The 23,983-nt window shown below is 69.7% G+C and carries 21 protein-coding genes; 9 read left to right on the top strand and 12 right to left on the bottom strand.

Annotation, left to right across the window (positions count from 1 at the left end):
* Positions 1–53 precede the first annotated feature (53 nt).
* A complete protein-coding gene (locus D3869_RS08255; protein ID WP_137139655.1) occupies positions 54–1,958 on the bottom strand; it encodes a tetratricopeptide repeat protein in 1,905 nt (634 codons plus the stop codon).
* 148 nt (positions 1,959–2,106) lie between these two features.
* Between D3869_RS08255 and D3869_RS08250 the strand changes: the two genes are divergently transcribed.
* The 3 genes from D3869_RS08250 (at position 2,107) to D3869_RS08240 (ending at position 5,331) form a co-directional block, all read left to right on the top strand.
* Entirely contained in the window at positions 2,107–2,916 is an 810-nt protein-coding gene (locus D3869_RS08250) for a class I SAM-dependent methyltransferase (protein ID WP_246472384.1), read from the top strand.
* Between the two features lie 4 nt (positions 2,917–2,920).
* Entirely contained in the window at positions 2,921–4,462 is a 1,542-nt protein-coding gene (gene ubiB, locus D3869_RS08245; protein ID WP_247895593.1) for a 2-polyprenylphenol 6-hydroxylase, read from the top strand.
* A 137-nt stretch (positions 4,463–4,599) separates the two neighbouring features.
* A complete protein-coding gene (locus D3869_RS08240) occupies positions 4,600–5,331 on the top strand; it encodes an AAA family ATPase (RefSeq protein WP_137139654.1) in 732 nt (243 codons plus the stop codon).
* On the opposite strand, the gene D3869_RS08235 is transcribed toward D3869_RS08240, so the two are convergent.
* Positions 5,286–7,094, bottom strand: coding sequence for an extracellular solute-binding protein (locus D3869_RS08235; RefSeq protein WP_137139653.1), 1,809 nt, complete (start codon positions 7,092–7,094; stop codon positions 5,286–5,288). The two genes, D3869_RS08240 and D3869_RS08235, sit on opposite strands and share 46 nt — an antisense overlap.
* A gap of 148 nt (positions 7,095–7,242) precedes the next feature.
* On the opposite strand from D3869_RS08235, the gene ppa reads away from it, so the two are divergent.
* Positions 7,243–7,800 (top strand): inorganic diphosphatase, encoded by a 558-nt coding sequence (ppa, locus tag D3869_RS08230; protein WP_137139652.1) that lies wholly within the window; start codon positions 7,243–7,245, stop codon positions 7,798–7,800.
* Positions 7,801–7,891: 91 nt separating this feature from the next.
* Here ppa and D3869_RS08225 read toward each other — a convergent pair whose 3' ends face one another.
* Positions 7,892–8,833, bottom strand: a complete 942-nt coding sequence (locus tag D3869_RS08225) for an L-lactate dehydrogenase (RefSeq protein ID WP_137139651.1) — start codon at positions 8,831–8,833, stop codon at positions 7,892–7,894.
* A gap of 298 nt (positions 8,834–9,131) precedes the next feature.
* Between D3869_RS08225 and D3869_RS08220 the strand changes: the two genes are divergently transcribed.
* Entirely contained in the window at positions 9,132–11,816 is a 2,685-nt protein-coding gene (locus tag D3869_RS08220; protein ID WP_137139650.1) for a bifunctional acetate--CoA ligase family protein/GNAT family N-acetyltransferase, read from the top strand.
* Positions 11,817–11,865: 49 nt separating this feature from the next.
* Complete coding sequence (locus D3869_RS08215) at positions 11,866–12,432, top strand: Uma2 family endonuclease (RefSeq protein WP_175426420.1); 567 nt, start codon at positions 11,866–11,868, stop codon at positions 12,430–12,432.
* A gap of 22 nt (positions 12,433–12,454) precedes the next feature.
* Here the strand turns inward: D3869_RS08215 and D3869_RS08210 are convergent, their stop codons facing one another.
* Positions 12,455–13,444 (bottom strand): 2-hydroxyacid dehydrogenase, encoded by a 990-nt coding sequence (locus D3869_RS08210; protein WP_137139648.1) that lies wholly within the window; start codon positions 13,442–13,444, stop codon positions 12,455–12,457.
* A 230-nt stretch (positions 13,445–13,674) separates the two neighbouring features.
* Here D3869_RS08210 and D3869_RS08205 point away from each other — a divergent pair, with 230 nt between their 5' ends.
* On the top strand, positions 13,675–14,229 hold the full coding sequence (locus D3869_RS08205) for an SH3 domain-containing protein (protein ID WP_137139647.1): 555 nt from the start codon (positions 13,675–13,677) through the stop codon (positions 14,227–14,229).
* Between the two features lie 135 nt (positions 14,230–14,364).
* On the opposite strand, the gene D3869_RS08200 is transcribed toward D3869_RS08205, so the two are convergent.
* The 5 genes from D3869_RS08200 to D3869_RS08180 all read right to left on the bottom strand — a co-directional run bounded on the left by D3869_RS08200 (position 14,365) and on the right by D3869_RS08180 (position 18,503).
* A complete protein-coding gene (locus tag D3869_RS08200; protein WP_137139646.1) occupies positions 14,365–14,958 on the bottom strand; it encodes a DUF3501 family protein in 594 nt (197 codons plus the stop codon).
* Positions 14,955–15,374 (bottom strand): rubrerythrin family protein, encoded by a 420-nt coding sequence (locus D3869_RS08195; protein WP_014238831.1) that lies wholly within the window; start codon positions 15,372–15,374, stop codon positions 14,955–14,957. The genes D3869_RS08200 and D3869_RS08195 overlap by 4 nt, the downstream gene beginning before the upstream one ends.
* A gap of 183 nt (positions 15,375–15,557) precedes the next feature.
* On the bottom strand, positions 15,558–15,989 hold the full coding sequence (irrA, locus tag D3869_RS08190; protein WP_014238832.1) for an iron response transcriptional regulator IrrA: 432 nt from the start codon (positions 15,987–15,989) through the stop codon (positions 15,558–15,560).
* A gap of 137 nt (positions 15,990–16,126) precedes the next feature.
* Entirely contained in the window at positions 16,127–17,524 is a 1,398-nt protein-coding gene (locus D3869_RS08185) for an NAD(P)H-dependent flavin oxidoreductase (protein ID WP_247895592.1), read from the bottom strand.
* Between the two features lie 229 nt (positions 17,525–17,753).
* A complete protein-coding gene (locus D3869_RS08180; protein WP_137139644.1) occupies positions 17,754–18,503 on the bottom strand; it encodes a glycerophosphoryl diester phosphodiesterase in 750 nt (249 codons plus the stop codon).
* A 65-nt stretch (positions 18,504–18,568) separates the two neighbouring features.
* Between D3869_RS08180 and D3869_RS08175 the strand changes: the two genes are divergently transcribed.
* Positions 18,569–19,603, top strand: a complete 1,035-nt coding sequence (locus D3869_RS08175) for a lysine-2,3-aminomutase-like protein (RefSeq protein WP_137139643.1) — start codon at positions 18,569–18,571, stop codon at positions 19,601–19,603.
* Here D3869_RS08175 and D3869_RS08170 read toward each other — a convergent pair whose 3' ends face one another.
* Entirely contained in the window at positions 19,604–20,158 is a 555-nt protein-coding gene (locus D3869_RS08170; protein WP_137139642.1) for a TspO/MBR family protein, read from the bottom strand.
* A gap of 124 nt (positions 20,159–20,282) precedes the next feature.
* Here D3869_RS08170 and ypfJ point away from each other — a divergent pair, with 124 nt between their 5' ends.
* A complete protein-coding gene (ypfJ, locus tag D3869_RS08165) occupies positions 20,283–21,176 on the top strand; it encodes a KPN_02809 family neutral zinc metallopeptidase (protein ID WP_137139641.1) in 894 nt (297 codons plus the stop codon).
* A 114-nt stretch (positions 21,177–21,290) separates the two neighbouring features.
* On the opposite strand, the gene pnp is transcribed toward ypfJ, so the two are convergent.
* Both pnp and rpsO read right to left on the bottom strand, forming a co-directional pair.
* Positions 21,291–23,411, bottom strand: coding sequence for a polyribonucleotide nucleotidyltransferase (gene pnp, locus D3869_RS08160; RefSeq protein ID WP_137139640.1), 2,121 nt, complete (start codon positions 23,409–23,411; stop codon positions 21,291–21,293).
* Between the two features lie 296 nt (positions 23,412–23,707).
* Positions 23,708–23,977, bottom strand: coding sequence for a 30S ribosomal protein S15 (rpsO, locus tag D3869_RS08155; protein ID WP_035670129.1), 270 nt, complete (start codon positions 23,975–23,977; stop codon positions 23,708–23,710).
* Between the last annotated feature and the right edge of the window lie 6 nt (positions 23,978–23,983).

The following is a 23,983-nucleotide window of genomic DNA, read 5'->3' as shown; positions in this document are numbered from 1 at the left end:
GGTGGACGCTCGATTGGGGAAAGGGTGTTCGCGGCATCGGCGGAATGACGCTCTCAGCCCTCCGAGCCCTCCACCAGCCCCCGCAAGGCGCGCGCCACCGCCTCGGCCGGGCCGGACCAGTCGCCGCTCCGGGTCTGGCGGAACAGCCGGGCGGTGGGGTACCAAGGCGAATCGTCCCGCCCCATCAGCCAGCGCCAGTCCGGCGCGTGGGACAGCAGCAGCCAGACCGGATGGCCCAGCGCCCCGGCCAGATGGGCGGTCGCGTTGTCGATGGTGACGACGAGGTCGGTGGCGGCGATCTGCGCGGCCAGCCCCTCCAGGTCGTCCTTGCGGTCCAGCCCGGAGGGCAGAAGGATGGCGATGCCCTCCGCCGCCAGCGCCGCCACCTCGTCCGCGCAGTCTCCATATTGCAACACCACCATGTCGGCGCCCGCGGCGTTCAGCGTGCGCGCCAGATCGGCCAGCGGCACGTTGCGCAGGCGCCCCCATTTCGGGTTGGTGGTGTGCCAGCTGATGCCGACCAGAGGGCGCCGGCCACGCCGCCGAACCGCCGGCACCCGCGCCGGATCGGCGCTCAGGATCGGACGGAGCCGGCGGAAATCCTCCTCGGCGCGCAGCAGAAGGCGCGGCAGGCTGCCCGACGGGATCTGCGCGGCGATGTCCGGAGCGAACAGGCGCGGGTCCGGCCGCGGGCCGCGCGGCACCACCTCCACCCCCGGCAGCGCGCGGGCGAACAGCGGCGCCAGCCGGGCGTCGCATTCCAACAGGCAGCCCGCCAAAGCACCTGTTGATGATTGCGCCTCTTTTGTTGACGATTGCGTCAACAAAGGGAGCAGCGTGGCGAACATCAACTCGTCGCCCACCCCCTGCTCCCCCCAGACGAGCAGCCGCCCGCCGCCCAGCGGCTGCCCGCTCCACAGCGGCTGCGGGAAGCGTCCGGCGGTGCGGCACCAGGGCTCGGCGGACCAGCGATCCTCCCAGGCGTCCCAGCCCTCGTCAAAGCGCCCGAGCGCCAGCAACGCCGAGGCCCGCGCCAGCCGCGCGTCGGCCAGGGCGGGATCGCGGGCGAGCGCCGCCTCAGCCTCGGCCAGCGCCGCCGCCGGGTCGCCGCAGAGCGTGTGGGCGTCGGCGAGGTTGTTGCGGATGGCCGCCGACTCCGGCTGGAGCGCCGCCGCCCGCCGCAGGGCGTCCCGCGCGCCCTCCGCATCGCCCTGTCCCTTCCGCACGTTGGCCCGGTTGTTCCACAGCGCGGCGTCGGCGGGGGCCAGCGCCAGGCCGCGCTCGTAGGCGTGGCGGGCGGCGGGCAGCGCGCCACGGTCCTTCCGCCAAGCCCCCAGCCGGTTCCACAGCAGCGCCCGCGTCGGATCGAGCCACAGGGCGCGGTGCAGGTCCGCCTCTCCCGCGTCGGGCCGCAGGGCCAGCGCCCCCAGCAGGGCGGCGTCGTCCGGCGCCAGCAGCGCGGCCGCCCGCCGCTGGGCCAACGCCGCGTCCGTCCGGCCCAGCGCCTCCAGCGCCCGGGCAAGGTTGATGCGCGGATCGGCGAGCCCCGGCTGGAGGTCCAGCGCGGCGCGCAGGGCCCGCTCCGCCGTCGCCGGATCGTCGGCGGCCAGCCGGCGCACCGCGAAATTGTTGAGAAGCGCCACCCGGTCCGGATCGAGGGCGGCGGCCCGGGCCAGCGCCTCCGCCGCCGCGCCGAAGCGGCCCAGCGCCTCCAGCAGGCTGGCATGGTTGGCGTGCGGGTCGGGCTGGCCTCCATCCCCGGCGATGGCCTGCTCGACCAGGGCGCAGCCCTCCTCCAGCCGCCCGCATTGGGCGAGGAGGAGGCCGCGCAGATGCAGCGTGGGCGGGTGGCCGGGAACGGCGTCGAGGATCTGCCCGTAGACCGAGTCGGCCTCGGCGAAGCGCCCCTCCCGCTGGAGGTCGAAGGCGATCAACAGGGCTTCCTGCAGCGTGGCCATGGTCCCCCGTCAGTCCCCCCGGTTCCGCCCAGCGGCACGGTGGCGAAGCCGGGACGCGGGGTCAAGCCCGCAAAAACCGCGCGCCGGGGGTGCGTCACGGCAACGCCCCGGCTGGCGCAAGCCCAGGCCGCGCGCTATGTTGCGCGCCATGACCGATCCGCGCACCCCCTCCGCCCCGTCCCAGCCCGCAGCTCCGGCCCAGGCCACCGGCGTGTCCGCCGGGGCCGAAGGGAACTGGTTCGGCTACCGCCCCGTCGATCCCGACGCCAAGTCCGGCCTCGTCCGCGCCGTCTTCGACAGCGTGGCCGGGCGCTACGACCTGATGAACGACCTGATGTCGGGCGGCATCCACCGGCTGTGGAAGGACACGCTGATGGAGATGGTCGCCCCGCGCGCCGACATGACGCTGCTCGACGTGGCGGGCGGCACCGGCGACATCGCCTTCCGCTTCCTGGAGCGCGGCGGCGGGCGGGCCGTGGTCTGCGACATCACCGAATCGATGGTCCGCGTCGGGCGCGACCGCTCCTACGACCGCAACCTGCTGACCGGCGTGAACTGGACGGTCGGCGACGCCGAAAGGCTGCCCATCGCCTCCCGTTCGGTGGACGCCTACACCATTGCGTTCGGCCTGCGCAACGTCACGCGCATCGACGCCGCGCTTTCCGAGGCGCGCCGCGTGTTGAAGCCCGGCGGAAAGTTCTTCTGCCTGGAGTTCAGCCACGTGGTCCTTCCGGTCCTGCGCGAGATCTACGACGTCTATTCCTTCCAGGTCCTGCCGCGGCTCGGCCGCATGGTGGCCGGGGACGAGGACAGCTACCGCTATCTGGCGGAGAGCATCCGCCGCTTCCCCGAGCAGCAGGCGCTGGTCAAGCGCATCGAGGCCGCGGGATTCGGCGCGGTGCGTGTGCGCAACCTGACGGGCGGCATCGCCGCCATCCATTCCGGCTGGCGGATCTGACCGGATGCTGTTCCGGACCGCCCGAAACATCGGCCGCCTCTTCGTGATCGGCCGCACGCTGGCGCGTTACAACGCGCTGCCGGAAACGCTGCCGCAGACCGCCCCCGGCTTCGCGCTGTTCTGGCGCTGGGTCGGCAACGCCAAGGAGCCGGGCCGCGTCGGCCAGCGGCTGGCCCGCGCGCTGGCCGATCTGGGGCCGACCTACATCAAGCTGGGGCAGCTGCTGTCCACCCGCTCCGACCTCGTCGGCGAGCGGATGGCGCTCGATCTGGCCGAGCTTCAGGACAAGCTGCCGCCCTTCCCAGGATCGCAGGCCCGCGCCATCGTCGAGGAGGAGCTGGGCGCCCCGATCGGCAAGCTGTTCCGCAGCTTCGACGAGGTGCCGGTGGCCGCCGCCTCCATCGCGCAGGTGCATTTCGCCGTCACCGCCGACGGGCGGGAGGTCGCGGTGAAGGTGCTGCGGCCGGGCATCGAGAACGCCTTCGAGCGGGACATCGACCTGTTCTACTGGCTGGCCGAGCTGGCCGTCATGGTCATGCCCAAGCTGAAGCGGTTGCGCCCGCGCGAGGTGGTGGACACCTTCGCCCGCACCTCCCGCCTGGAGATGGAGCTGCGGATGGAAGCCGCGGCGGCGTCGGAGCTGGGCGACAACTTCAAGGACGACCCCACCTTCAACGTCCCGACCATTGACTGGGACCGCACGGCGCGCCGCGTCCTGACGCTGGAGCGCATCCGCGGCTTCAAGGTGGACGAATCGGAAAAGCTCGACGCCGCCGGCTACGACCGCGACGAGATCCTGGCCAAGGCCTCGGCCAGCTTCTTCAATCAGGTGTTCCGCGACGGCTTCTTCCACGCCGACCTGCATCCCGGCAACCTGTTCGTCACCCAGGACGGCAACATCACCGCCGTCGATTTCGGCATCATGGGCCGGCTGGACCGGGCGACGCGGACCTACCTCGCCGACATGCTCATCGGCTTCCTGACCGGCGACTACCGCCGCGTCGCCGTGGTGCATTTCGAGGCGGGCTACGTCCCCCGCCACCAGTCGATCGAGGTCTTCACCCAGGCCTGCCGCGCCATCGGCGAGCCGCTGCAGAACAAGCCGCTGAGCGAGATTTCCGTCGGCCGGCTGCTCGCCCAGCTCTTCGCGGTGACCGAGCAGTTCGAGATGGAGACCCAGCCGCAGCTCCTCCTGCTCCAGAAGAGCATGCTGACGGCGGAGGGGGTGGGCCGCATCCTGAACCCGAACATCAACATGTGGGAGCTGGCGCGCCCGCTGATCGAGGACTGGATGCGCGAGAACCGCGGGCCGGAGGCGCAGATCCTCGACGATCTGGAGGCCATGGTGTCGACGGTGCGCCGCCTGCCCCGGCTGGTGAACCAGGCCGAACGCGCCGCTGCCGAGCTGGCCGACGGCGGCCTGCGCCTGCACCCCCACTCGATCAAGCACATGCTCGACCGCTGGGTGGAGCGCCGGATCAGCGAGCGCATCGCCCTGTGGATCATCGTCGTCCTGCTGACGGTGATCGCGGTCCGGGTGCTGTAGGGCCTTTTTCGGCGGCGGTCCTCTTCGGCGGCGCGCGGAAGGGGTGCGGCGTCGTGCCCCTCCCCCTTGGGCGTCGTTGACCCCGCCGCCGCCCGGCCGGACACTGGAACCGTCGCAACCGTTCGCGGAGGGAAGCCATGGCCCGCGACGAATTCCAGGCGCTTCTGACCTACATCCGAACCGACCAGCTCCAGCCGCACCGGCCCCGCTCCGGCCCGCTGGGGTCCCCGCCCCCCGTCGTCACCATCGCCCGCGACCACGGCGCCGGCGGCGAGGCGATCGCGGCGAAGCTCGCCGAGTCGCTGGGGGTGCCCTGCTTCGACAAGGAAATCCTCGACGCCGTGGTGGCGACGGCCACCTCCGATCCCGCGCTGATGCGCCAGCTCGACGAGAAGCTGCCGGGGCGGGCGGGGATGTTCCTCTACGCCAGCCTGATGGGGCTGCACGATCCGCTGACCGAGTATCAGCGGCTGCTGACCCGCGTGGTCAACGGCATCGCCTTCCGCGGCGGGGTGATCGTCGGGCGCGGGGCGCATCTGCTGCTGCGCGGGGCGCCGCGCTTCCGCGTCCGCATCGTCGGCTCGGACGAGGTCTGCGCCGCGCGGCTGGCCGGCGGCGACCCCGCCAAGGTCGCCGACGCGCTGCACGAGGTGCAGCGCGTCAACGCCGCCCGCGCCAAGTATTTCAAGGAGTTCTTCAAGGTCTCCAACGGCGATCCGCTGCAATACGACCTGATCGTCAACACCGACCGCTTCACCGACCTGGACGCCGTCACGGACCTGATCCTGCACGCCTACCGGATCCATGGCGGGCACGCCGAGACTCAGCCGCCCTCACCGATCCACCAGGACTCGACCAGCGGGCCGTAGAGGGGCGTCGCCTCCGGGCGCTTCAGCCGCGACCAGCGGGCCATGCGGTCGGCCGGGCTGTGGAACAGCGGCACCATGTAATGGCCCCACAGCAGCACCCGGTCGAGCGCGCGGACGCGGGCCACGAGGTCGGCGCGCGTCCGCGCCTCGGCGATGGAGGCAGCGATGGCGTCCACCACCGGGTCGCGGATGCCGGGATAATTGCGGCTGCCCGGCTGATCCGCCGCCTCCGATCCGTAATAGTAGAGCTGCTCGTTGCCCGGCGAGAGGCTGGAAATCCACCAGCGCAGGGTCATGTCGAAATCGAAATGATCGAGGCGCGCCTGATACTGGGCGTTGTCCACCGTGCGCACCGTGGCGGCGATGCCCAGCCGCTCCAGCGAGCGGGCGTATTCCAGCGCCACCCGCTCGTCCGCCGGGTTGCCCAGCAGGATTTCGAAGGCGAAGGGACGCCCCGCCCCGTCGGTCAGCTGCCCGCCGCTCACCCGCCAGCCGGCGTCGGCCAGCAGGCGCAGCGCCTCGCGCCGATTGTCCCGCGCCCCCGCCGGGCCGCTGCCGTCGGTGCGCGGCAGGGCGAAGGGGTCGGTGAACAGCGCCGGCGGCAGGCGGTCGCGGAAGGGCTCCAGCACCGCCAGTTCCTCCGGCCCCGGCAGGCCCTCCGCCGCCAGTTCGGAGTTCGGGTAGTAGCTGGCGGTGCGGACCAGCGCGCCGTGGAACAGCGTCTTGCCGATCCAGGCGAAATCGGTGGCGAGGCCAAGCGCCCGCCGCACCCGGATGTCCTGAAACGGCGGACGCCGCGTGTTGAAGATCAGGCCGCGGGCGAACTCCGGACGGCGGTGCGGCAGTTCCTCCAGCATGATCCGCCCCGCGCGCAGCGCCGGGCCGTCGTAGCCGGTGGCCCATTTGGCGGGGTCGGATTCGCGCCGCACGTCGCCCTGCCCGGCCAGGAAGGCCTCCAGCGCCACCGAGTCGTCGCGGTAATAGGTGAAATCCAGCGTGTCGACATTGAACAGCCCGCGCCGCGACGGCAGGTCCCGCCCCCAGTAGTCGGCCACCCGCTCGTAGACGATGCGCCGCCCGGCCTCCGCCTGTTTGACCCGGTAGGGGCCGCTGCCCAGCGGCGGGTCGAGCGTCGTGGCGGCGAAGTCCCGGCCCGCCCACCACGCCTTGGCGTGGATCGGCATCAGCCCCATCAGCAGCGGCATCTCGCGGTCATAACGGCCGTCCGGCCCGGGGGCGAAGGCGAAGCGGACGGTGCGCGCGTCCGGCGCCTCGGCGCTCGCCACCTTGGCGTAGTACTGGCGGCGGTTCGGCGTGCCGTGGGCGCGCTGGACCTCCAGCGAGAACAGCACGTCGGCGGCGGTCACCGGCGTCCCGTCGTGCCAGCGCGCGGCGGGGTTCAGATGGAAGACGGCGGTGCTCCGGTCCTCCGGCACCTCCAGGCTCTCGGCCAGCAGGCCGTAGAGCGAGAAGGGCTCGTCCCAGGAGCGGTTCAGCATCGTTTCGAAGACGAAACCAAGCCCCAGCGCCGGCACGCCCTTGACCACATGGGGGTTCAGCGTGTCGAAGCCGCCGGTCACCGCTTGGCGCAGCGTGCCGCCCTTGGGCGCGTCGGGATTGACGTAGGCGAAATGCGCAAAATCCGGCGGGTAGGCGGGGCCGCCATGCATGGCAATGGCGTGGGCAGCCTTCGCGGGGGGGTCGGCCCGTGCCGCAAGGGGAAAAAAGGCGAGACAGAGCAGCGCAAAGAGGATGCAGGGCATGGCGAAGGCTCGTCCCTTTGCCGCACCTGCGCAAGTGGCTTTGACTTATGCCCGCATCTGCCTAAACTCCGCGCGCGCGGCGCCGGGAGCTTTGGCCCGCGTCCACAACCAAGCGCAACCCGCTTTTGCAGTCGAAGGATGGTTTTCCATGGATCTCAGCAAGGTTCCGGTCGGCAAGAACGCCCCGTGGGACGTGAACGTGGTCATCGAGATCCCGTTGCGCGGCGAGCCGGTGAAGTACGAGATCGACAAGGAGTCGGGCGCGATGTTCGTCGACCGCTTCCTGCACACCGCCATGTACTACCCCTGCAACTACGGCTTCATCCCGCACACCCTGTCGGGTGACGGCGACCCGGTGGACGTCTGCGTGGTCGGCCGCCATTCGGTCATCCCGGGCGCCGTGCTGCGCTCGCGCCCGATCGGCGTGCTGTTCATGGAGGACGAGGGCGGCGAGGACGAGAAGCTGCTGGCCGTTCCGGTCGACAAGCTGCACCCGTTCTACAGCAACGTGAAGTCCTACAAGGACCTGCCGGAGATCACCACGGAGCAGATCGCCCACTTCTTCCAGCACTACAAGGATCTGGAAAAGGGCAAGTGGGTGAAGATCCTGCGCTGGGGCGACGAGCAGGAAGCCGCCAAGAAGATCCAGGAAGGCATGGAGCGCGCCGCCGCCGCCACCAAGGGCCAGCCCGGCCCGGTGGTCTGACGCGCCTCTCGACTGGACGGGTTGCAAGGGCCGGCTCCGCAGCGCGGGGCCGGTCCTGCAACGCGGACCGGCCCCGCTCCTCTCTTCCCCGTCAGGGCAGCGACTTCTCCACCGAGGTCACCGCCTCCTTCAGGATGTCCGCGCTGCGCTTCAGCGCCGCCGCCTCTTCCTCCGACAGGTCGGGCATCACCGTCTCCAGGACGCCGCCCGCCCCGATCACCCGCGGCAGCGACAGCGCCACGTCCGGCACCCCCAGCACCTCGTCGTTGAGGATGGAGCAGGTCAGCACCGCCCGCTCGTCCCCGGCGATGGCCGCCACGATGCGCGACAGGCCGCCGGCGATGCCGAAGGCGGTGTGGCCCTTGCCGTCGATGATGCGGTAGGCGGCCCGGCGCACGCCCTCGTCGATGGCGGCGCGGTCTTCCGCGGTCAGGGGACGCTTCAGCCGCTCGGCGCCGCGGTCCACCGGCAGGCAGGCCACGGTGGCGCCGGACCACAGCAGGACTTCCGAATCGCCATGCTCGCCCACCACATGGGCGTGCACCGACTTCGGCGTCACCCCCAGCCGGTCGGCCAGCAGCGCACGGAACCGCGCGGTGTCGAGGATCGTGCCGGAGCCGATCACCCGCGACGGCGGCAGGCCGGAGATGCGCGTGGCGATCTGCGTCATCACGTCCAGCGGGTTGGTCGCCACCAGCAGGATGGCGTCGGGTGCCGCCGCCAGCACCGCCGGGATGATCGCGCCGAACACCGCCGCGTTGCGCTCCAGCAGCTGCAGGCGCGTCTCGCCGCGCCGCTGCGCCACGCCGGCGGCCAGCACCACCACGCCGGCCCCGGCCAGCGCCGCGTAGCCGCCCTGGCGCACCTGGGCGGCGCGGGCGAAGGGCACGGCGTGGGCGATGTCCTGCGCCTGGGCCGCGGCCAGCTTCTCGTTCATGTCGACCAGCACGACCTCGCTGGCCGCGCCGCTCATCACCATGGCGAATCCCGCCGTGGCGCCCACCGCGCCGGCCCCGACGATCCCGACCTTCATGGCTCCCGCTCCCTGTTTTTTCCGTTGAGGGTCAACAGGGTGGAGCATCGCGCCGGTCCGCTCAAGCCCCGATGCGCGACGGGGATATCCGTTGCCGAGGGGGGCGCGACAAAGGGCGCCTGTACAAAGGTATGACCAGAGTGTATGTTGCACCGCAACATGAGCGGCGATCGGTCGCGTTCCCGTCCTGCGATTGCCTCCTTACCGCTGATTGCAAGTCGACAGCCCCGGTCCGATCTTTAGCGGAATGGCGGCTGTTCGAGCCTTGCTGTGTGAGACGAACCCCCGGAAACCGGCCATGACCGTTCGCAACCTCGACCGCCTGTTCAAGCCCACGTCCATCGCTTTGATCGGGGCGACCCGAAAGCCGAACACCATCGGCGCCGTGGTGGCCCGCAACCTGTTCAACGCCGGGTTCGACGGCCCGATCATGCCGGTGACCGGCGAGCGCGCGGTCGAGGGGGTGCTGACCTACAAGTCGGTGGACGATCTGCCGGTCACGCCGGACCTGGCGGTGATCTGCACCCCCGCCGCCACGGTGCCCGCCACCGTCGAGGCGCTGGGCAAGCGCGGGACCAAGGCGGCCATCGTCATCTCCAGCGGCTTTTCCAAGGAGCAGACCCAGACCCTGCGCGAGGCGGCGAAGCCCCACCTGATGCGCGTGCTGGGTCCCAACAGCCTGGGCATCATGGTGCCGGGCCGCGGGCTGAACGCCAGCTTCGGCCACGTCACGCCGAAGAAGGGCGACGTGGCGCTGGTGGCGCAGTCCTCCATGGTGGTGACCTCGATCGCCGACTGGGCGACAGCGCGCGGGATCGGCTTCTCGCACCTGATCTCGATGGGCGACAAGGCGGACGTCGATTTCGGCGACCTGCTCGACTATCTGGCCGGCGACGCCACGGTGCGGGCCATCCTGCTCTACATCGAGAGCATCAGCGACGCCCGGAAGTTCATGTCGGCGGCGCGCTCCGCCGCCCGCCAGAAGCCCGTGATCGTCATCAAGTCCGGCCGCACCGACGAGGCGCTGGAGGCTTCGACCTCCCACACCGGGGCGCTGGCGGTGTCCGACGCCGTCTATGACGCCGCCTTCCGCCGCGCCGGCATCCTGCGCGTCACCGGGCTGGACGAGCTGTTCGACGCGGTGGGCACGCTGGGCACCGGCGCGCCGATCACCGGCGACCGGCTGGCCATCCTGACCAACGGCGGCGGCATGGGGGTGATGGCGACCGACAGCCTGATCCTGTCCGGCGGGCGTCTGGCCCAGTTCGCGCCGGAGACGATGGACGCGCTGGAGAAGGCGCTGGGCGCCGGCAGCGCCCGCAACCCGCTGCGCATCGGCGGTGACGCCCCGCCCAAGCGCTACGCCGACGCGCTGAACGCGCTGATGGCCGACCCCAACAACGACGCCGTGCTGGTGCTGAACTGCCCGACCGCGGTGACCGACGGGCTGGCCGCCGCGCAGGCGGTGGTCGACACCATGATCGCCAACAAGACGCGCAAGCACCCGGTGCTGACGAGCTGGCTGGGCGACAACACCGCGGCGGAGGCGCGCAAGCTGTTCGCCGCCAACCGCGTCCCCACCTACGACACGCCCAGCCACGCGGTGCGCGCCTTCCTGCATCTGGTGGAATACCGCCGGAACCAGGAGCTGCTGATGGAGACGCCGCCGTCGGTGCCGGAGGATTTCCAGCCCGACGGCATCACGGTGCGCAAGATCATCTCCCGCGCCATCGCCGAGAAGCGCGACTGGCTGAGCGAGTATGAGGCCAAGCGCGTGCTCGCCGCCTACGGCGTCCCGGTGGTGGACACCCGCCGCGCCGACACGCCGGAGGAGGCCGCCCACTGCGCCGAGATGATCGGCGGGCCGCTGGCGCTGAAGATTCTGTCGCCGGACATCACCCACAAGTCGGACGTCGGCGGCGTCGCCCTGCACCTGACCGAGCCGGCGGAGGTCAAGGCCGAGGCCGAGGCGATGCTGGCCCGCGTGCGCGAGGCGGTGCCCGACGCCCGCATCGAGGGCTTCACCGTCCAGGAGATGGCGGTGCGCGCCGACGCCTACGAGCTGATCGTCGGCATGACCGAGAACGAGCTGTTCGGCCCCGTCCTGCTGTTCGGCGAGGGCGGCATCGGTGTGGAGGTGGTGGAGGACTATGCGCTGGCATTGCCACCGCTGAACATGAAGCTGGCGACGGAGCTGATGGGCCGCACCCGCATCTGGCGCCAGCTGCAGGGCTACCGCTCGCGCGCCGCGGTCGATCTGGAGGCGGTGGCGCTGACGCTGAACAAGATCTCGCAGCTCATCGTCGACTTCCCGGAGGTCGCCGAGCTGGACATCAACCCGCTGCTGGCCGATGCGGAGGGCGTGCTGGCGCTCGACGCCCGCATCAAGGTCGGCGTCCCGGCCCTGCCCGGCGCCCGGCGTCTGGCCATCCGCCCCTACCCCAAGGGGCTGGAGGACCGGATCACCATCAAGGACGGCCGCCAGTTCCTCGTCCGCCCCATCCTGCCGGAGGACGAGCCGCTGGTGCACCACATGGTGGCCAACCAGACGCAGGAGGATCTGCGGCTGCGCTTCTTCGCGCCGCTGAAGCGCCTGTCGCACCAGGCCGCCGCCCGCCTGACCCAGATCGACTACGACCGCGAGATGGGTCTGGTCGCCGTCGGGCCGGACCCGGAGACCGGCGAAACCATCATGTACGGCGTGGTGCGCATCACCGCCGACCCCGACAACCTGCGCGCCGAATACGCCGTGATGGTGCGGTCGGACATGAAGGGCCAGGGGCTGGGCTACCAGCTGATGAACAAGATCCTGGACTACGCCCGCTCCCGTGGGATCAAGGAGGTCTACGGCGAGGTCCTGCGCGAGAACACCAGCATGCTGGGCATGTGCCGCGCGCTCGGCTTCATCCGCAAGGAGAACCTGGACGAGCCCGGCGTGGTCGAGGTCCGGATCGAGCTGGGCGGCGGGCTGGCCGCGGAATAACCGCGGCGGCCCCTTGGAGCGCGGGAAAGAGTGGGCCATAGTCATGGGCATGAGCGATCCGGCACCCCGCCCGATGACCGTGGATGAGTTCCTCGTCTGGAACGACGGAACGGACACCCGCTATGAGCTGGTCGGCGGCCAACCCGTCGCCATGGCGCCGCCCGCCGCGACCCATGGCGCCTTGGCGATGGCCATCGGCATTCAGATCGGAACCCGGCTCCAGCCTCCATGCCGTGTCGTTTCCGAAGCGGGCATTCGGGTTTCCGACCACGAGGACACCTATTTCCAGGCCGACATCGCGGTGACTTGCCAGCCCTTGAAGCCCGGCATGGTTCCGGTGCCGGACCCGACGATCATCGTCGAGATCCTGTCGCCCTCCACCGCCCAGTTCGACCGTGGCCGGAAGCTGGCGATCTATCGGGAAATCCCGTCGGTGCAGGAAATCCTGCTGCTCGACTCGACGAAGCGCTGCGCCGAGCTGTGGCACCGCGAGGACGAACAGAGCTGGGTTGTTCGTGACATCAGAGGCCGCGACGTCATCGGGGGCGGGACGCTGCGCTTCCCCTCGGTCGGGATCGAGATGCCCATGGCCAGCCTGTATGAGGGCGTCCTCTAGACGCCCTCTCCAGCACTCAGCTTTACAGCAGCGTTTCCAGGACGCGGTCGGGCGGGGCGTGGCCATCCGCGAAGGTCTTGATGTTGATGATGACCTTCTCGCCCATGTCGATGCGGCCCTCGATGGTGGCGGAGCCCATGTGCGGCAGCAGGACCACGTTGTCGAGCCGCAGCAGCTTCGGGTTCACCGCCGGCTCATGCTCGAACACGTCCAGGCCGGCGCCGGCGATCTCGCCCTTCGACAGCATCCGGGTCAGCGCCGTCTCGTCGATGACCTCGCCGCGCGAGGTGTTGACGATGAAGCAGTGCGGACGCAGCAGCTTCAGTCGGCGCTCCGACAGCAGGTGATAGGTGGCCGGGGTGTGCGGGCAGTTGATGGACACCACGTCCATGCGCGCCAGCATCTGGTCCAGGCTGTCCCAGTAGGTCGCCTCAAGCTCCTGTTCGACGTCGGGATAGACGCGGCGGCGGTTGTGGTAGTGGATCGACATGCCGAAGGCCCGCGCCCGGCGCGCCAGGGCCTGCCCGATGCGGCCCATACCGAGGATGCCCAGACGCTTGCCCTGGATGCGGTGGCCAAGCATCGTCGTCGGCCCCCAGCCCTTCCACTGGCCGGAGCGGACCAGCCGCTCGCCTTCCGCCAGCCGGCGGCCGACCGCCAGCAGCAGGGCCATGGTCATGTCCGCCGTGTCCTCGGTCAGGACGCCCGGCGTGTTGGTGACGCTGATGCCGCGCTCCCGCGCCGCCTTCAGGTCGATGTGGTCCACGCCCGTCCCGAAGGAGGCGATGAGGCGGAGCTGCGGCCCGGCCTTCTCGATCACCTCGCGGTCGATCCGGTCGGTGACGGTGGGAACCAGCACGTCGGCCACCTGCGCCACGTCGATGAGCTGGGCGTGGGTCAGGGGTTCGTCGTCGGAGTTCAACCGTGCGTCGAACAGCTCCATCATCCGCGTCTCGATGACGTCGGGCAATTTCCGGGTGACGACGACGAGCGGCTTCTTCTTTTCGGTCATAGACGGTGCCTCCCCCATTCCGGGCCGACGCTTGTCCTATCAAGCGGTTGGGAAGCTGTCCAGATGGCAGTGACGATTCGGCGCGGCGGCCAGCCTGATGAGCCGCCCCGCCATGTGACAAGAACCGATGCCGTGCGCCCGCCGGCGCCTTGCGCTTGCTCCCGGCGGCTACCCCTAATTATAGTGCGTCCGACTCAAATCCTTCCGATCTCCACAGCACGGGGCTGCCGGTGTTGCCGTTGCCGACGACGTCTGCCATCCGCCGCGCTCTCGCCGTTCTGGCGCTGGCCATCGCAGCCCTGGCGCCGGTCACGCCGTCCACCGCCGACGCGTCGGACGGCGGGCGGCGCGAGAAGGACCCGACCCACGCCTCGGGCCTGCCGATCCCCCGTTTCGTGTCGCTGCGCTCGGGCGAGGTGAACGCACGCACCGGCCCCAACGTGCGCTACCCCATCGAATGGGTGTTCACCCGCAAGGAAATGCCGGTGGAGATCACCCAGGAGTTCGACACCTGGCGCCGCATCCGCGATTGGGAAGGCAGCGAGGGCTGGGTGCACCAGAGCATGCTGTCGGGCAAGCGCAGCATCGTCATCACCGGCGACATCCGCACCGTCCGCAAGGAGCCGCACAGCGACGCCGCCGTCGTGGCCCGCGCCCAGCCGGGGGTGATCGGCTGGCTGCGCAAGTGCAAGGGCGAGTGGTGCGAGGTGGACCTGAAGGGCTATCGCGGCTGGATGAGCCGCGGGGAGTTCTGGGGCGCCTACAAGGACGAGACGTTCGAGTAACCGGTGGGCGGCTTGCCCCCACCCTTCCCACGGCTGGCGCCGTGGGCCCCTTCCCTCCCCCGCTTCGCAGGAGAGGGAGACAGTTCCCTCCCCTGCGACAGCGGGGGAGGGTCAGGGAGGGGGCAAGGGTCTCCCCTACCCGAAATCCCCCGCAAGCTCCGCCCGCACCGCCTCCGGCATCACCGCCATGTGGCCGTAGTGGGGATGGCCGATGCCGAGGATCACCTCCTTCCCAGGGGTGCGGAAGGCGGCGATCTGCTCCGGCGTGAAGTCGAAATGCAGGAAATGGACGGCGGACGCCTTGCCGGCCTCGTTGGTGCGCTCCACGTCCTGCTCCGGCCGGCCGGTCACCGTGTGGCCGGCGAAGCGCAGCGTCACCGTCCGCTCCACCCCGCCCAGCCGGCCAAGCTCGGCGGCGCGCCGCGCCGGGTCGGCGATCTCGAACATCACCGTGGCAACCAGCTCCATCCCTTGCGGGATCAGGCCGTTGTAGGCGCGAAGCTCGCCGTCGATCTGGTCGTCGCCGCCCCGCTCGATGAACAGCATCTCGTGGACCTGCTGCCACATCGTCTCGTAACTCTCGAAATGGACGAGGGCGTAGGGGCCGACCGCGACGCGACGCCTCTTCTTCACGGCGACCAGCGCGCTGCGGCGGGCGGCCCGTTCGCGGGCGTAGCGGTCCGGGGGAAGAATGTCGGCGCGGGTGATCGCAGTCCGGCGCGCCGTCATGACGACAGCTGGTCCAGCATCCTCTGGAACCGCCCGGCGTGGCTGCGCTCGGCCTTGGCCAGCGTCTCGAACCAGTCCGCGACCTCCTCGAAGCCTTCCTCGCGGGCGGTGCGGGCCATGCCAGGGTACATGTCGGTGTATTCGTGGGTCTCGCCGGCGATGGCGGCCTTCAGGTTGCTCACCGTGTCGCCGATGGGCAGGCCGGTGATCGGATCGCCGGCCTCCTCCAGGAATTCCAGGTGGCCATGGGCGTGGCCGGTCTCGCCCTCCGCGGTGGAGCGAAAGACGGCGGCGACCTCGTTGTGGCCTTCCACGTCGGCCTTCTGGGCGAAATAGAGATAGCGGCGGTTGGCCTGGCTCTCCCCCGCGAAGGCCGCCTTGAGGTTCTGCTCGGTCTTCGTGCCCTTCAGCGACATGGCGGCGTTCTCCCGACGGGGTTCTGTCCGGCCCGGCCGCGCGCGGGCGTGGGGCCTCCGGCGGCCGAGCCTCGGCTACGGCTTATGCCATTGCTCCCAAAACGCGTCAATGTTCCGGAAATTCCCTGGAGGCCCGGTTGGGAGACGGATTTTTTCATGACGCGGCCGTGGGCCGCAGGGACCTCAGCGGTCCTCGCCCTGCTCCGCGCTCAGCCGGACGATCACATCCACCCGCGCGATGCGCGTGCCCGGGGGGGCCGGCGGCAGATGCTGCACCACCACGTCGTCGCCGGGGATGTCCTCCAGCCGGCCCGTCCCTTCCAGGAAGAAATGGTGATGGTCGCTGGTGTTGGTGTCGAAGTAGGACTTGCCCGCCTCCACCACCACCTCGCGCAGCAGGCCGGCGGCGGTGAACTGGTTCAGCGTGTTGTAGACCGTGGCCAGCGACACGCGCAGGTCCGCCCCCATGGCCTCGGTGTGGAGCTGCTCGGCGGTGACGTGGCGGTGCTCCCCTTCGAACAGCAGCCGGGCCAGACCCAGACGCTGGCGCGTCGGACGGAAGCCGGCCGTCTGCAGGCGGTCGAGGGCGCGCTTGAAGGGTCGGGTGCCGGTCATCGTCGTCTGTTCGCCCTGGTTCAGGTCACAAAGTCGGAACGCGAAACGGACCGCGGCGATCCGCCGCAGCCCGCTCACTTTAGAACGATTTCAGGTCAGGGGGCAAGCGCCCCCCGCAAACCCGCGTGCCGCCGGCGTCAGTAGCCGGTGGCGATCCGCTCGACCAACTGCTTCACGGTCGGGATGAAGCCGTCCTTGTAGTAAGGGTCCGACGCGAAGCGGAAGGCGTTGTGGCCGGCGAACATGAGCTGGTTTTCGCAGTCGTCGGTGTGGCTGACCGCCTGCAGGGTCTTCTGGATGCAGTAGGACCGCGGATCGGCGCGCTTGCCGTTCGTACCTTCCTCGTTCTGCGCCCAGTTGGAGAAGTTGCAGGCCGACAGGCAGCCCATGCAGTCCACCTGATCGCGGTGGATGCGCTCCGCCTGCTCCGGCGTGACGAAGATGACGGTGCTGTCCGGCGTCTTCAGACCGCTGGTGAAGCCCTGGGACAGCCAGCCCTCGGCGCGGGCTTTGTCCGTCTCGGTCACATAGACCGGGCGGCCGCGCGGGCCCAGCGGCAGTTCGGCGGAATGCTCGCCCACCGGCTTGGGCAGATAGGCCACCTGACGCTCCGAGCGGGCCATCAGGTCCATCAGGAACGGATTCTTGACGGCGGAGGAGTAGAAGCCCGTCGGCGAGAAGCGGTTCAGGAAGACGTCGCCTTCCTTCAGGGTCAGCAGACGCTGCTTCCAGGCGTTGGAGATCGGGCTTTCCTGGGTCAGCAGCGGGCGCGTGCCGAACTGGAAGGCCACCGGGCCGAGGTCGGGGTTGTCGATCCAGTCTTCCCAGTCCGACAGCCACCAGACGCCGCCCGCCATGACGATGGGGGTGTCGTTCAGGCCGAAGCTGTTCATCATCTGGCGCAGCGCCAGGACGCGGGGGAACGGATCCTCCGGCTTCAGCGGGTCCTCGGAGTTGGACAGGCCGTTGTGGCCGCCGGCCAGCCACGGGTCCTCGTAGACCACGCCGCCCAGGTTCTCGCGGAACTTGTGGTAGGCGCGCAGCCACAGGGCGCGGAAGGCACGGGCCGAGGAGACGATGGGGTAGTAGTGCACACCGTAGTGAACGGCGATCTCCGCCACGCGGTAGGGCATGCCGGCGCCGCAGGTGACGCCGTGGATCATGCCCTGGGAGCCTTCCAGCACGCCGTGCAGGATGTGCTCGGCGCCGCCCATCTCCCACAGGACGTTCATGTGGATGCGGCCCTGGCCGTTCGACGCCTCGTGCGCGATGCGCGCCTGCGCGATGCCGCCCTGGATGCCGAACTTGATCAACTCGTCATGGCGCTCGCGGCGGGTTTTGCCGTGATAGATCTGCGGCAGGAGATTCCCGTTCTCGTCGTAGCTGTCGGCGTTCACGCCCGAGAATGTTCCGATACCCCCGGCCGCCGCCCAGGCGCCCGAGCTTTCCCCGTTGGAGACGGCAATTCCCTTGCCACCCTCGACGAGCGGCAGAACCTCCCGGCCAGACATCAGCAACGGCTTAAGCGCCTTCAACGAAACCTCCAAGACCATGAGAGCGCCCGCGCGCGGGCACCCGGACAGCGCGACCCGAAAGACGACGAAAAACGCCGCCGGGAGTCATGCCCCCGACGGCCCATGCCGCCATGAGCGATCTATATATGAGGAAATTTCCGTGCGGACGAGCGGATTCGCGGTGTTAGAAAAAAATCTGTCACAGCGACATGTCCCCAAACGTCAACCGACGGTCCCAACGGCAACCGCGTCACAGGGGCGTCTGTTCGGCCAGTTCCGCCGCCAGCCGGCCCGGCGCGTCGGTGAAGACGCCGGCCACACCCCAGCCGAACAGCGTGCGAGCCCGCGCCGCGTCGTTGACCGTGTAGGCCAGCACCGGGCGCCCGGTGGCACGGTAGGCGGCGACGCTCTCCGCCGTCTGGCGGTTCTGGTGGACGTTCAGCGTGGCCGCGCCGATGCGGTCGGCGATGGCCGCCCAGTCGGCCGGCGGGTCCCACAGCAGGTAGCCGCGCGGAATCTCCGGCGCCCGGTCGCGCGCCACCTCCAGGCAGGGCACCTCGAAGCTGGACACCAGCAGGGGCAGGCCGCTCGGCCACAGCCGCGTCAGCAGATCCAGCGCGGCTTCCGCCGTCGCCACCTCCTGGCCGGGATAGGGTTTGATCTCCAGATTGAGACCCAGGCCCAACTTGCGGATCACGCCCAGCGCCTCCTCCAGGGTCGGCACCGTTTCGCCGGCGAAACGGGCGTCGAACCAGGAACCGGCGTCCAGCGCCTTCAGCTCCGCCAGGGTGAAGTCGGGCACCGGTCCGGCGCCGTTGGTGGTGCGCTCCAGCGTGTCGTCGTGGATCAGCACCGGCACGCGGTCGCGGGTGAGCATCACGTCGACCTCGACCCAGGCGGCGCCCTGGCGGGCGGCCTCGCGCAGGCTGGCGAGCGTGTTTTCCGGCGCGTTTTCCTTGGCGCCGCGGTGGCCGATCAGGCGGGGAAGAGTCGACAGCATGGGTCCTGCAGGAGTATGAGCGGGCCTCTCATGATAGGCGCAAAGCGGCGGATCGGGAACGAGCGATGAAGGCAGCCCACAGCGTGACCGATCTGGTGGCCGCCGGGCTGATGACGCCCGCGGCGGGCGAGGCCGTGGCCGCCGTGGCCGACCGCTACGCCATCGCCCTGACCCCGTACCTGCTGGAAACGCTGGCGGACGCCGCTCCCGGCGATCCCCTGTACGCGCAGTACGTCCCCTCTCCGGAGGAGGCGTACACCGCTCCGGAGGAGCGCGCGGACCCCATCGGCGACGTGGCGCGCAGCCCGGTGAAGGGCATCGTCCATCGCTACCCGGACCGGGTCCTGCTGAAGCCGCTGCACGCCTGCGCGGTCTATTGCCGTTTCTGCTTCCGGCGGGAAATGGTCGGTCCCGGCGGCGAGGCCCTGTCGCCCGAGGAGCTGGACGCCGCGCTGGCGTACGTGCGTACACACCCCGAGGTGTGGGAGGTCGTGGTGACCGGCGGCGATCCGCTGCTGCTGTCGCCGCGGCGGCTGTCGCACATTGTCCGCAGCCTGTCGGATATTCCCCATGTCGGGGTGGTCCGGCTGCACACCCGCATCCCCGTCGCCGACCCGGCGCGCGTGACGGCGGAGCTGGTCGAGGCGCTGAAGGCGCCGGAGCTGGCGACTTGGATGGCCATCCATGTCAACCACGCCGACGAATTGACGGAGCCGGCGCGCGGCGCCATCGCCCGTCTGGCCGATGCCGGCATTCCCCTGCTCGGCCAGACGGTGCTGCTGAAGGGCATCAACGACGAGGCGGCGGCGCTGGAGGCGCTGTTCCGGGGATTGGTGCGCAACCGGATCAAGCCCTATTACCTGCACCATCCCGACCTCGCCGCCGGCACCAGCCATTTCCGCCCGACCCTGGCCGAGGGGCAGGCGCTGGTGAAGGGGCTGCGCGGGCGCGTCTCCGGTCTCTGCCAGCCGACCTATGTGCTGGATATCCCCGGCGGGCACGGCAAGGCCCCAGCCGCGCCGGGCTGGGTGCGGCCCGATGGCGAGGGCGGCTATCTCGCGGAGGACTTCACCGGGGCGACGCACCGCTACCGCGGCTGATCAGCGCGTCCCCAGCCCCGGCCCCAGCCCGAACAGCGGGTCCGGGTTCAGGACCACGCCATGGACGGCGACGATGGAGGCGAAGCCGGTCCACAGCACCAGCGGCAGCCAGCTCGCCGCGATGGCGCGGTCGTCCGGCCAGACCAGAAGCACGCAGGTCGAGGCGATGATGAAGTAGGCGATGGTCCAGGCCGCCGCCAGGATCGGGCTGCCCATCGTGAAATAGGCGAAGCCGAAGCTGGCGTAGAGCAGCCACAGCGCCCCCTGCATGCCGATCAGCGCCGGGCGCCAGCGGATCGTCCAGGGCGCGTTCAGCAGCCGCACGCAGCCCCAGAGCTGGATCAGGCTGATGCTGAACCAGACGACGGGAAAGGCCCAGCCCGGCGGCTGCAGCGGCGAGGGCTGATAGCCGGGAAACGGCTCCCCGCCCCTCTCGAACACGCCGTAGGTGTTGGTGAGCAGCCAGAAGACCAGAGCCTGCCACCAGTGCACGCGGAAGGGCAGCGGGCCGGTGTCGGTTGCGGGTTCCGTCGGGACGAAGGAGCGGTGGTTCATGCCTTAGGAAATGGCACGGCCCCGCTTGCGGTCAAGCGCGCGGTTGACGCATCCGGCGGAGCGCCGGAACAGCCGTGCCCCTCGCCGGTTTTCCTCTGGCAATGCGTCGGGGGAGGAATGGGCGATGCGGTGGCAGGACGGTCGCGAGAGCGAGAATGTCGAGGACCGGCGCGGCGCGCCTGGAAGCGGCGGGTTCCGCACCGGCGGGATCGGCATCCCCATCGGGCGCGGCGGGATCGGCATCGGCGGGCTGGCGGTGATCGTGGTGGTGTCGCTTCTGCTCGGCATCAACCCGCTGGACCTGCTGCAGGGCACGGCGCCGCAGGAGCAGGCCCGTTACGAGCAGTCCGACGCCCCGCGCGGCGGTGGCGACGACGAGTTGAAGCGCTTCGTCTCGGTCGTCCTCGCCGACACGGAGGACACCTGGGCCGCCCAGTTCCAGCAGATCGGGCGGACCTACCAGGACCCGGCGCTGGTGCTGTTCTCCGGCACGGTGGATTCGGGCTGCGGTTTCGCCCAGGCGGCGATGGGTCCCTTCTACTGTCCGCAGGACCGCAAGGTGTACATCGACCTCAGCTTCTACCGCGACCTGCGCGACCGTTTCCGCGCGCCGGGCGACTTCGCCCAGGCCTATGTGATCGCCCATGAGGTCGGCCATCATGTGCAGAACCTGCTGGGCATTTCCGACCGGGTGCAGCAGGCCCAGCGGCAGGCCGGATCGCAGGCCGAGGCCAACGGGCTGTCGGTACGGCTGGAGCTTCAGGCCGACTGCTTCGCCGGCCTGTGGGCCAACCACGCCAACCGAGAGCGCCAGATCATCGAGCCCGGCGACGTCGAGGAGGCCCTGGCGGCGGCCAGCGCCATCGGCGACGACCGCCTGCAGCGCCAGTCCCGCGGCACGGTTACGCCGGACAGCTTCACCCACGGCAGTTCCGCCCAACGGGTGCAATGGTTCCGCACCGGTCTGGAGCGTGGCGAGCTGAACGCTTGCGACACGTTCGGGGCGGGGCGGCTGTAAGGGGGCCAGATACAGAAAAAGGCGCCTTTCGGCGCCTTGCCCCCTCCCCGACCCTCCCCCGCTTTCGCAGGGGAGGGAGAGAAGTACCATTCCCGCTTATGCGGGGAAGAAGGATCAGGCGGCGGGGCCGTCCTTCTTGGTCAGGTCTTCGCCAGTGGCTTGGTCGACCTGCTTCATCGACAGCTTCACCTTGCCGCGGTCGTCGAAGCCGATGACCTTCACCTTCACCGAGTCACCCTGCGACACCACGTCCGACACCTTGCCGACGCGCTGCTGCGCCAGCTCGGAGATGTGGACGAGGCCGTCGCGGGAGCCCAGGAAGTTCACGAAGGCGCCGAAATCAACGACCTTCACGACCTTGCCGGTGTAGATCACGTTCATTTCCGGCTCGGCGACGATGCCCTTGATCCAGTCGATGGCGGCCTGGGCGGCCTTGGTGTCCACCGCGGCGACCTTGACCGTGCCGTCGTCCTCGATGTCGATCTTGGCGCCGGTCTGCTCCACGATCTCGCGGATCACCTTGCCACCGGAGCCGATCACGTCGCGGATCTTCTCCTTCGGGATGTTGATCACGGTGATGCGCGGGGCGTTCTCGTTCACCGCCTCGCGGGCGCCGGTCAGCGCCTTGGACATCTCGCCCAGGATGTGCAGGCGGCCGTCCTTGGCCTGGCCCAGGGCGATCTTCATGATCTCCTCGGTGATCGAGGTGATCTTGATGTCCATCTGCAGGGCGGTGATGCCCTTCTCGGTGCCGGCGACCTTGAAGTCCATGTCGCCCAGGTGATCCTCGTCACCCAGGATGTCCGACAGGACCGCGAAGCCGTCGTCTTCCTTGATCAGGCCCATGGCGATGCCGGCCACCGGGCGCGGCAGCGGCGCGCCGGCGTCCATCAGCGACAGCGAGGTGCCGCAGACCGTCGCCATCGACGACGAGCCGTTGGACTCGGTCACTTCCGACACCACGCGGAGCGTGTAGGGGAAGTCCTCCTTCTTCGGCAGCAGCGGGTGAATGGCGCGCCACGCCAGCTTGCCGTGGCCGATCTCGCGGCGGCCCGGCGAGCCCATGCGGCCGGCCTCGCCCACCGAGTACGGGGGGAAGTTGTAGTGGAGCATGAAATGCTCGCGGTACTCGCCTTCCAGCGCGTCGATGATCTGCTCGTCCTGGCTGGTGCCCAGCGTGGTGACGACCAGGGCCTGCGTCTCGCCGCGGGTGAACAGCGCCGAACCGTGGGCGCGCGGCAGCACGCCGACCTCCGACACGATCGGGCGGACCGTCTTGGTGTCGCGACCATCGATGCGGCGGCCGGTCTTCAGGACGGCGCCGCGCAGGATGTCGGCCTCCAGCTCCTTGAACTCGGTCGCGATGGCCTGGGTCTCGAAGGACTCGGCCAGCGACTCCAGCGCCTTCGCCTTGGCGGCGCCGATCTTCTCGTAGCGGACCTGCTTGACCGTCTCGGTGTAGGCGGCCTCGACGTCGGCGCCGACGGTCTCGCGCAGCTTCGCCTTCAGGGCCGGGCGGTCGTAGGCCGGGGCCGGCAGGTCCCACGGCTCCTTCGCGCATTCCTCGGCGAGGTCGATGATGGCGTCGATGATCGGCTGGAAGCCGGTGTGGCCGAACACGACGGCGCCGAGCATGACCTCCTCGGTCAGCTCCTGGGCTTCCGACTCGACCATCAGCACGCCGTCGCGGGTGCCGGCGACCACGAGGTCGAGCGCGGAACCGTCAACGGCGTCCATGGTCGGGTTCAGCACATACTGGCCGTCGATGTAGCCGACGCGGGCGGCGCCGATCGGACCCAGGAACGGGATGCCGGAGATCGTCAGCGCGGCCGAGGTGCCGACCATCGCGACGATGTCCGGATCGTTCTCCAGATCGTGGCTCAGCACGGTGCAGATGACCTGCGTCTCGTTGCGGAAGCCATCGGCGAACAGCGGACGGATGGGGCGGTCGATCAGGCGGCTGACCAGCGTCTCCTTCTCCGTCGGGCGGCCTTCACGCTTGAAGAAGCCGCCGGGAATCTTGCCGGCCGCGAAAGCCTTTTCCTGGTAATTGACCGTCAGCGGGAAGAAATCGACGCCCGGCTTCGGCGACTTGGCGCCGACGACCGTGCAGAGGACCGTGGTCTCACCATAGGTGACCAGCACCGCGCCGTCGGCCTGACGGGCGATCTTGCCCGTCTCGAACGTCAGCTTGCGTCCACCCCATTCGATTTCTTTGCGGAAAACTTTGAACATGGATTCTTCCTTCCATCCGACGCCTAGGCCCGCCGGATTGCTGGCCTAAGCCGGGGTCATCGGTCGTCGGACCCCGCATGTGAAAACCCAACAAAGGGCAAAACCCGAAAAGGGCTAAAAAAATCAAACGGCCGGTCCCGGAAGGTCCGGGCCGGCCGTCTGACTAGAACATACCTTCGCGAACAACCGAACGTCCCGACCGGCGCGACGCTCCCCGGTGCACCGGAAGGCGGTGCGGCGGATCGAGCGCGGATCGGGACGGATGTTCGGTCACCAGGACGGACGCCTTTTGGAAATCAGCGACGCAGGCCCAGACGCTCGATGAGCGTGGCGTAGCGGCTGTTGTCCTTCTTCTTGAGATAGTCGAGAAGACGGCGACGCTGGCCGACCATCACCAGCAGACCACGGCGGGAGTGGAAGTCCTTCTTGTGGCCCTGCAGGTGCTCGGTCAGGTTCCGGATGCGCTCGGACAGGATCGCGACCTGGACCTCGGGCGAACCGGTGTCGTTGGTGCCGCGGGAATAGTCCTTAATGAGTTCCTGCTTGCGATCGGGCGTGATCGACATCGGGGT

Source organism: Azospirillum brasilense (genome assembly GCF_005222205.1).
Lineage (GTDB): Bacteria > Pseudomonadota > Alphaproteobacteria > Azospirillales > Azospirillaceae > Azospirillum > Azospirillum brasilense_G.
The sequence above is the reverse complement of the archived record's forward strand: the minus strand, read 5'-3'. Positions and strand labels throughout refer to the sequence as shown.

Coding starts and splice junctions, on each gene's coding strand:
- D3869_RS08255 (WP_137139655.1), bottom strand. CDS start 1,958: ATGGCCACGCTGCAGGAAGCCCTGTTGATCGCCTTCGACCTCCAGCGG.
- D3869_RS08250 (WP_246472384.1), top strand. CDS start 2,107: ATGACCGATCCGCGCACCCCCTCCGCCCCGTCCCAGCCCGCAGCTCCG.
- ubiB (WP_247895593.1), top strand. CDS start 2,921: ATGCTGTTCCGGACCGCCCGAAACATCGGCCGCCTCTTCGTGATCGGC.
- D3869_RS08240 (WP_137139654.1), top strand. CDS start 4,600: ATGGCCCGCGACGAATTCCAGGCGCTTCTGACCTACATCCGAACCGAC.
- D3869_RS08235 (WP_137139653.1), bottom strand. CDS start 7,094: ATGCCCTGCATCCTCTTTGCGCTGCTCTGTCTCGCCTTTTTTCCCCTT.
- ppa (WP_137139652.1), top strand. CDS start 7,243: ATGGATCTCAGCAAGGTTCCGGTCGGCAAGAACGCCCCGTGGGACGTG.
- D3869_RS08225 (WP_137139651.1), bottom strand. CDS start 8,833: ATGAAGGTCGGGATCGTCGGGGCCGGCGCGGTGGGCGCCACGGCGGGA.
- D3869_RS08220 (WP_137139650.1), top strand. CDS start 9,132: ATGACCGTTCGCAACCTCGACCGCCTGTTCAAGCCCACGTCCATCGCT.
- D3869_RS08215 (WP_175426420.1), top strand. CDS start 11,866: ATGAGCGATCCGGCACCCCGCCCGATGACCGTGGATGAGTTCCTCGTC.
- D3869_RS08210 (WP_137139648.1), bottom strand. CDS start 13,444: ATGACCGAAAAGAAGAAGCCGCTCGTCGTCGTCACCCGGAAATTGCCC.
- D3869_RS08200 (WP_137139646.1), bottom strand. CDS start 14,958: ATGACGGCGCGCCGGACTGCGATCACCCGCGCCGACATTCTTCCCCCG.
- D3869_RS08195 (WP_014238831.1), bottom strand. CDS start 15,374: ATGTCGCTGAAGGGCACGAAGACCGAGCAGAACCTCAAGGCGGCCTTC.
- irrA (WP_014238832.1), bottom strand. CDS start 15,989: ATGACCGGCACCCGACCCTTCAAGCGCGCCCTCGACCGCCTGCAGACG.
- D3869_RS08180 (WP_137139644.1), bottom strand. CDS start 18,503: ATGCTGTCGACTCTTCCCCGCCTGATCGGCCACCGCGGCGCCAAGGAA.
- D3869_RS08175 (WP_137139643.1), top strand. CDS start 18,569: ATGAAGGCAGCCCACAGCGTGACCGATCTGGTGGCCGCCGGGCTGATG.
- D3869_RS08170 (WP_137139642.1), bottom strand. CDS start 20,158: ATGAACCACCGCTCCTTCGTCCCGACGGAACCCGCAACCGACACCGGC.
- ypfJ (WP_137139641.1), top strand. CDS start 20,283: ATGCGGTGGCAGGACGGTCGCGAGAGCGAGAATGTCGAGGACCGGCGC.
- pnp (WP_137139640.1), bottom strand. CDS start 23,411: ATGTTCAAAGTTTTCCGCAAAGAAATCGAATGGGGTGGACGCAAGCTG.
- rpsO (WP_035670129.1), bottom strand. CDS start 23,977: ATGTCGATCACGCCCGATCGCAAGCAGGAACTCATTAAGGACTATTCC.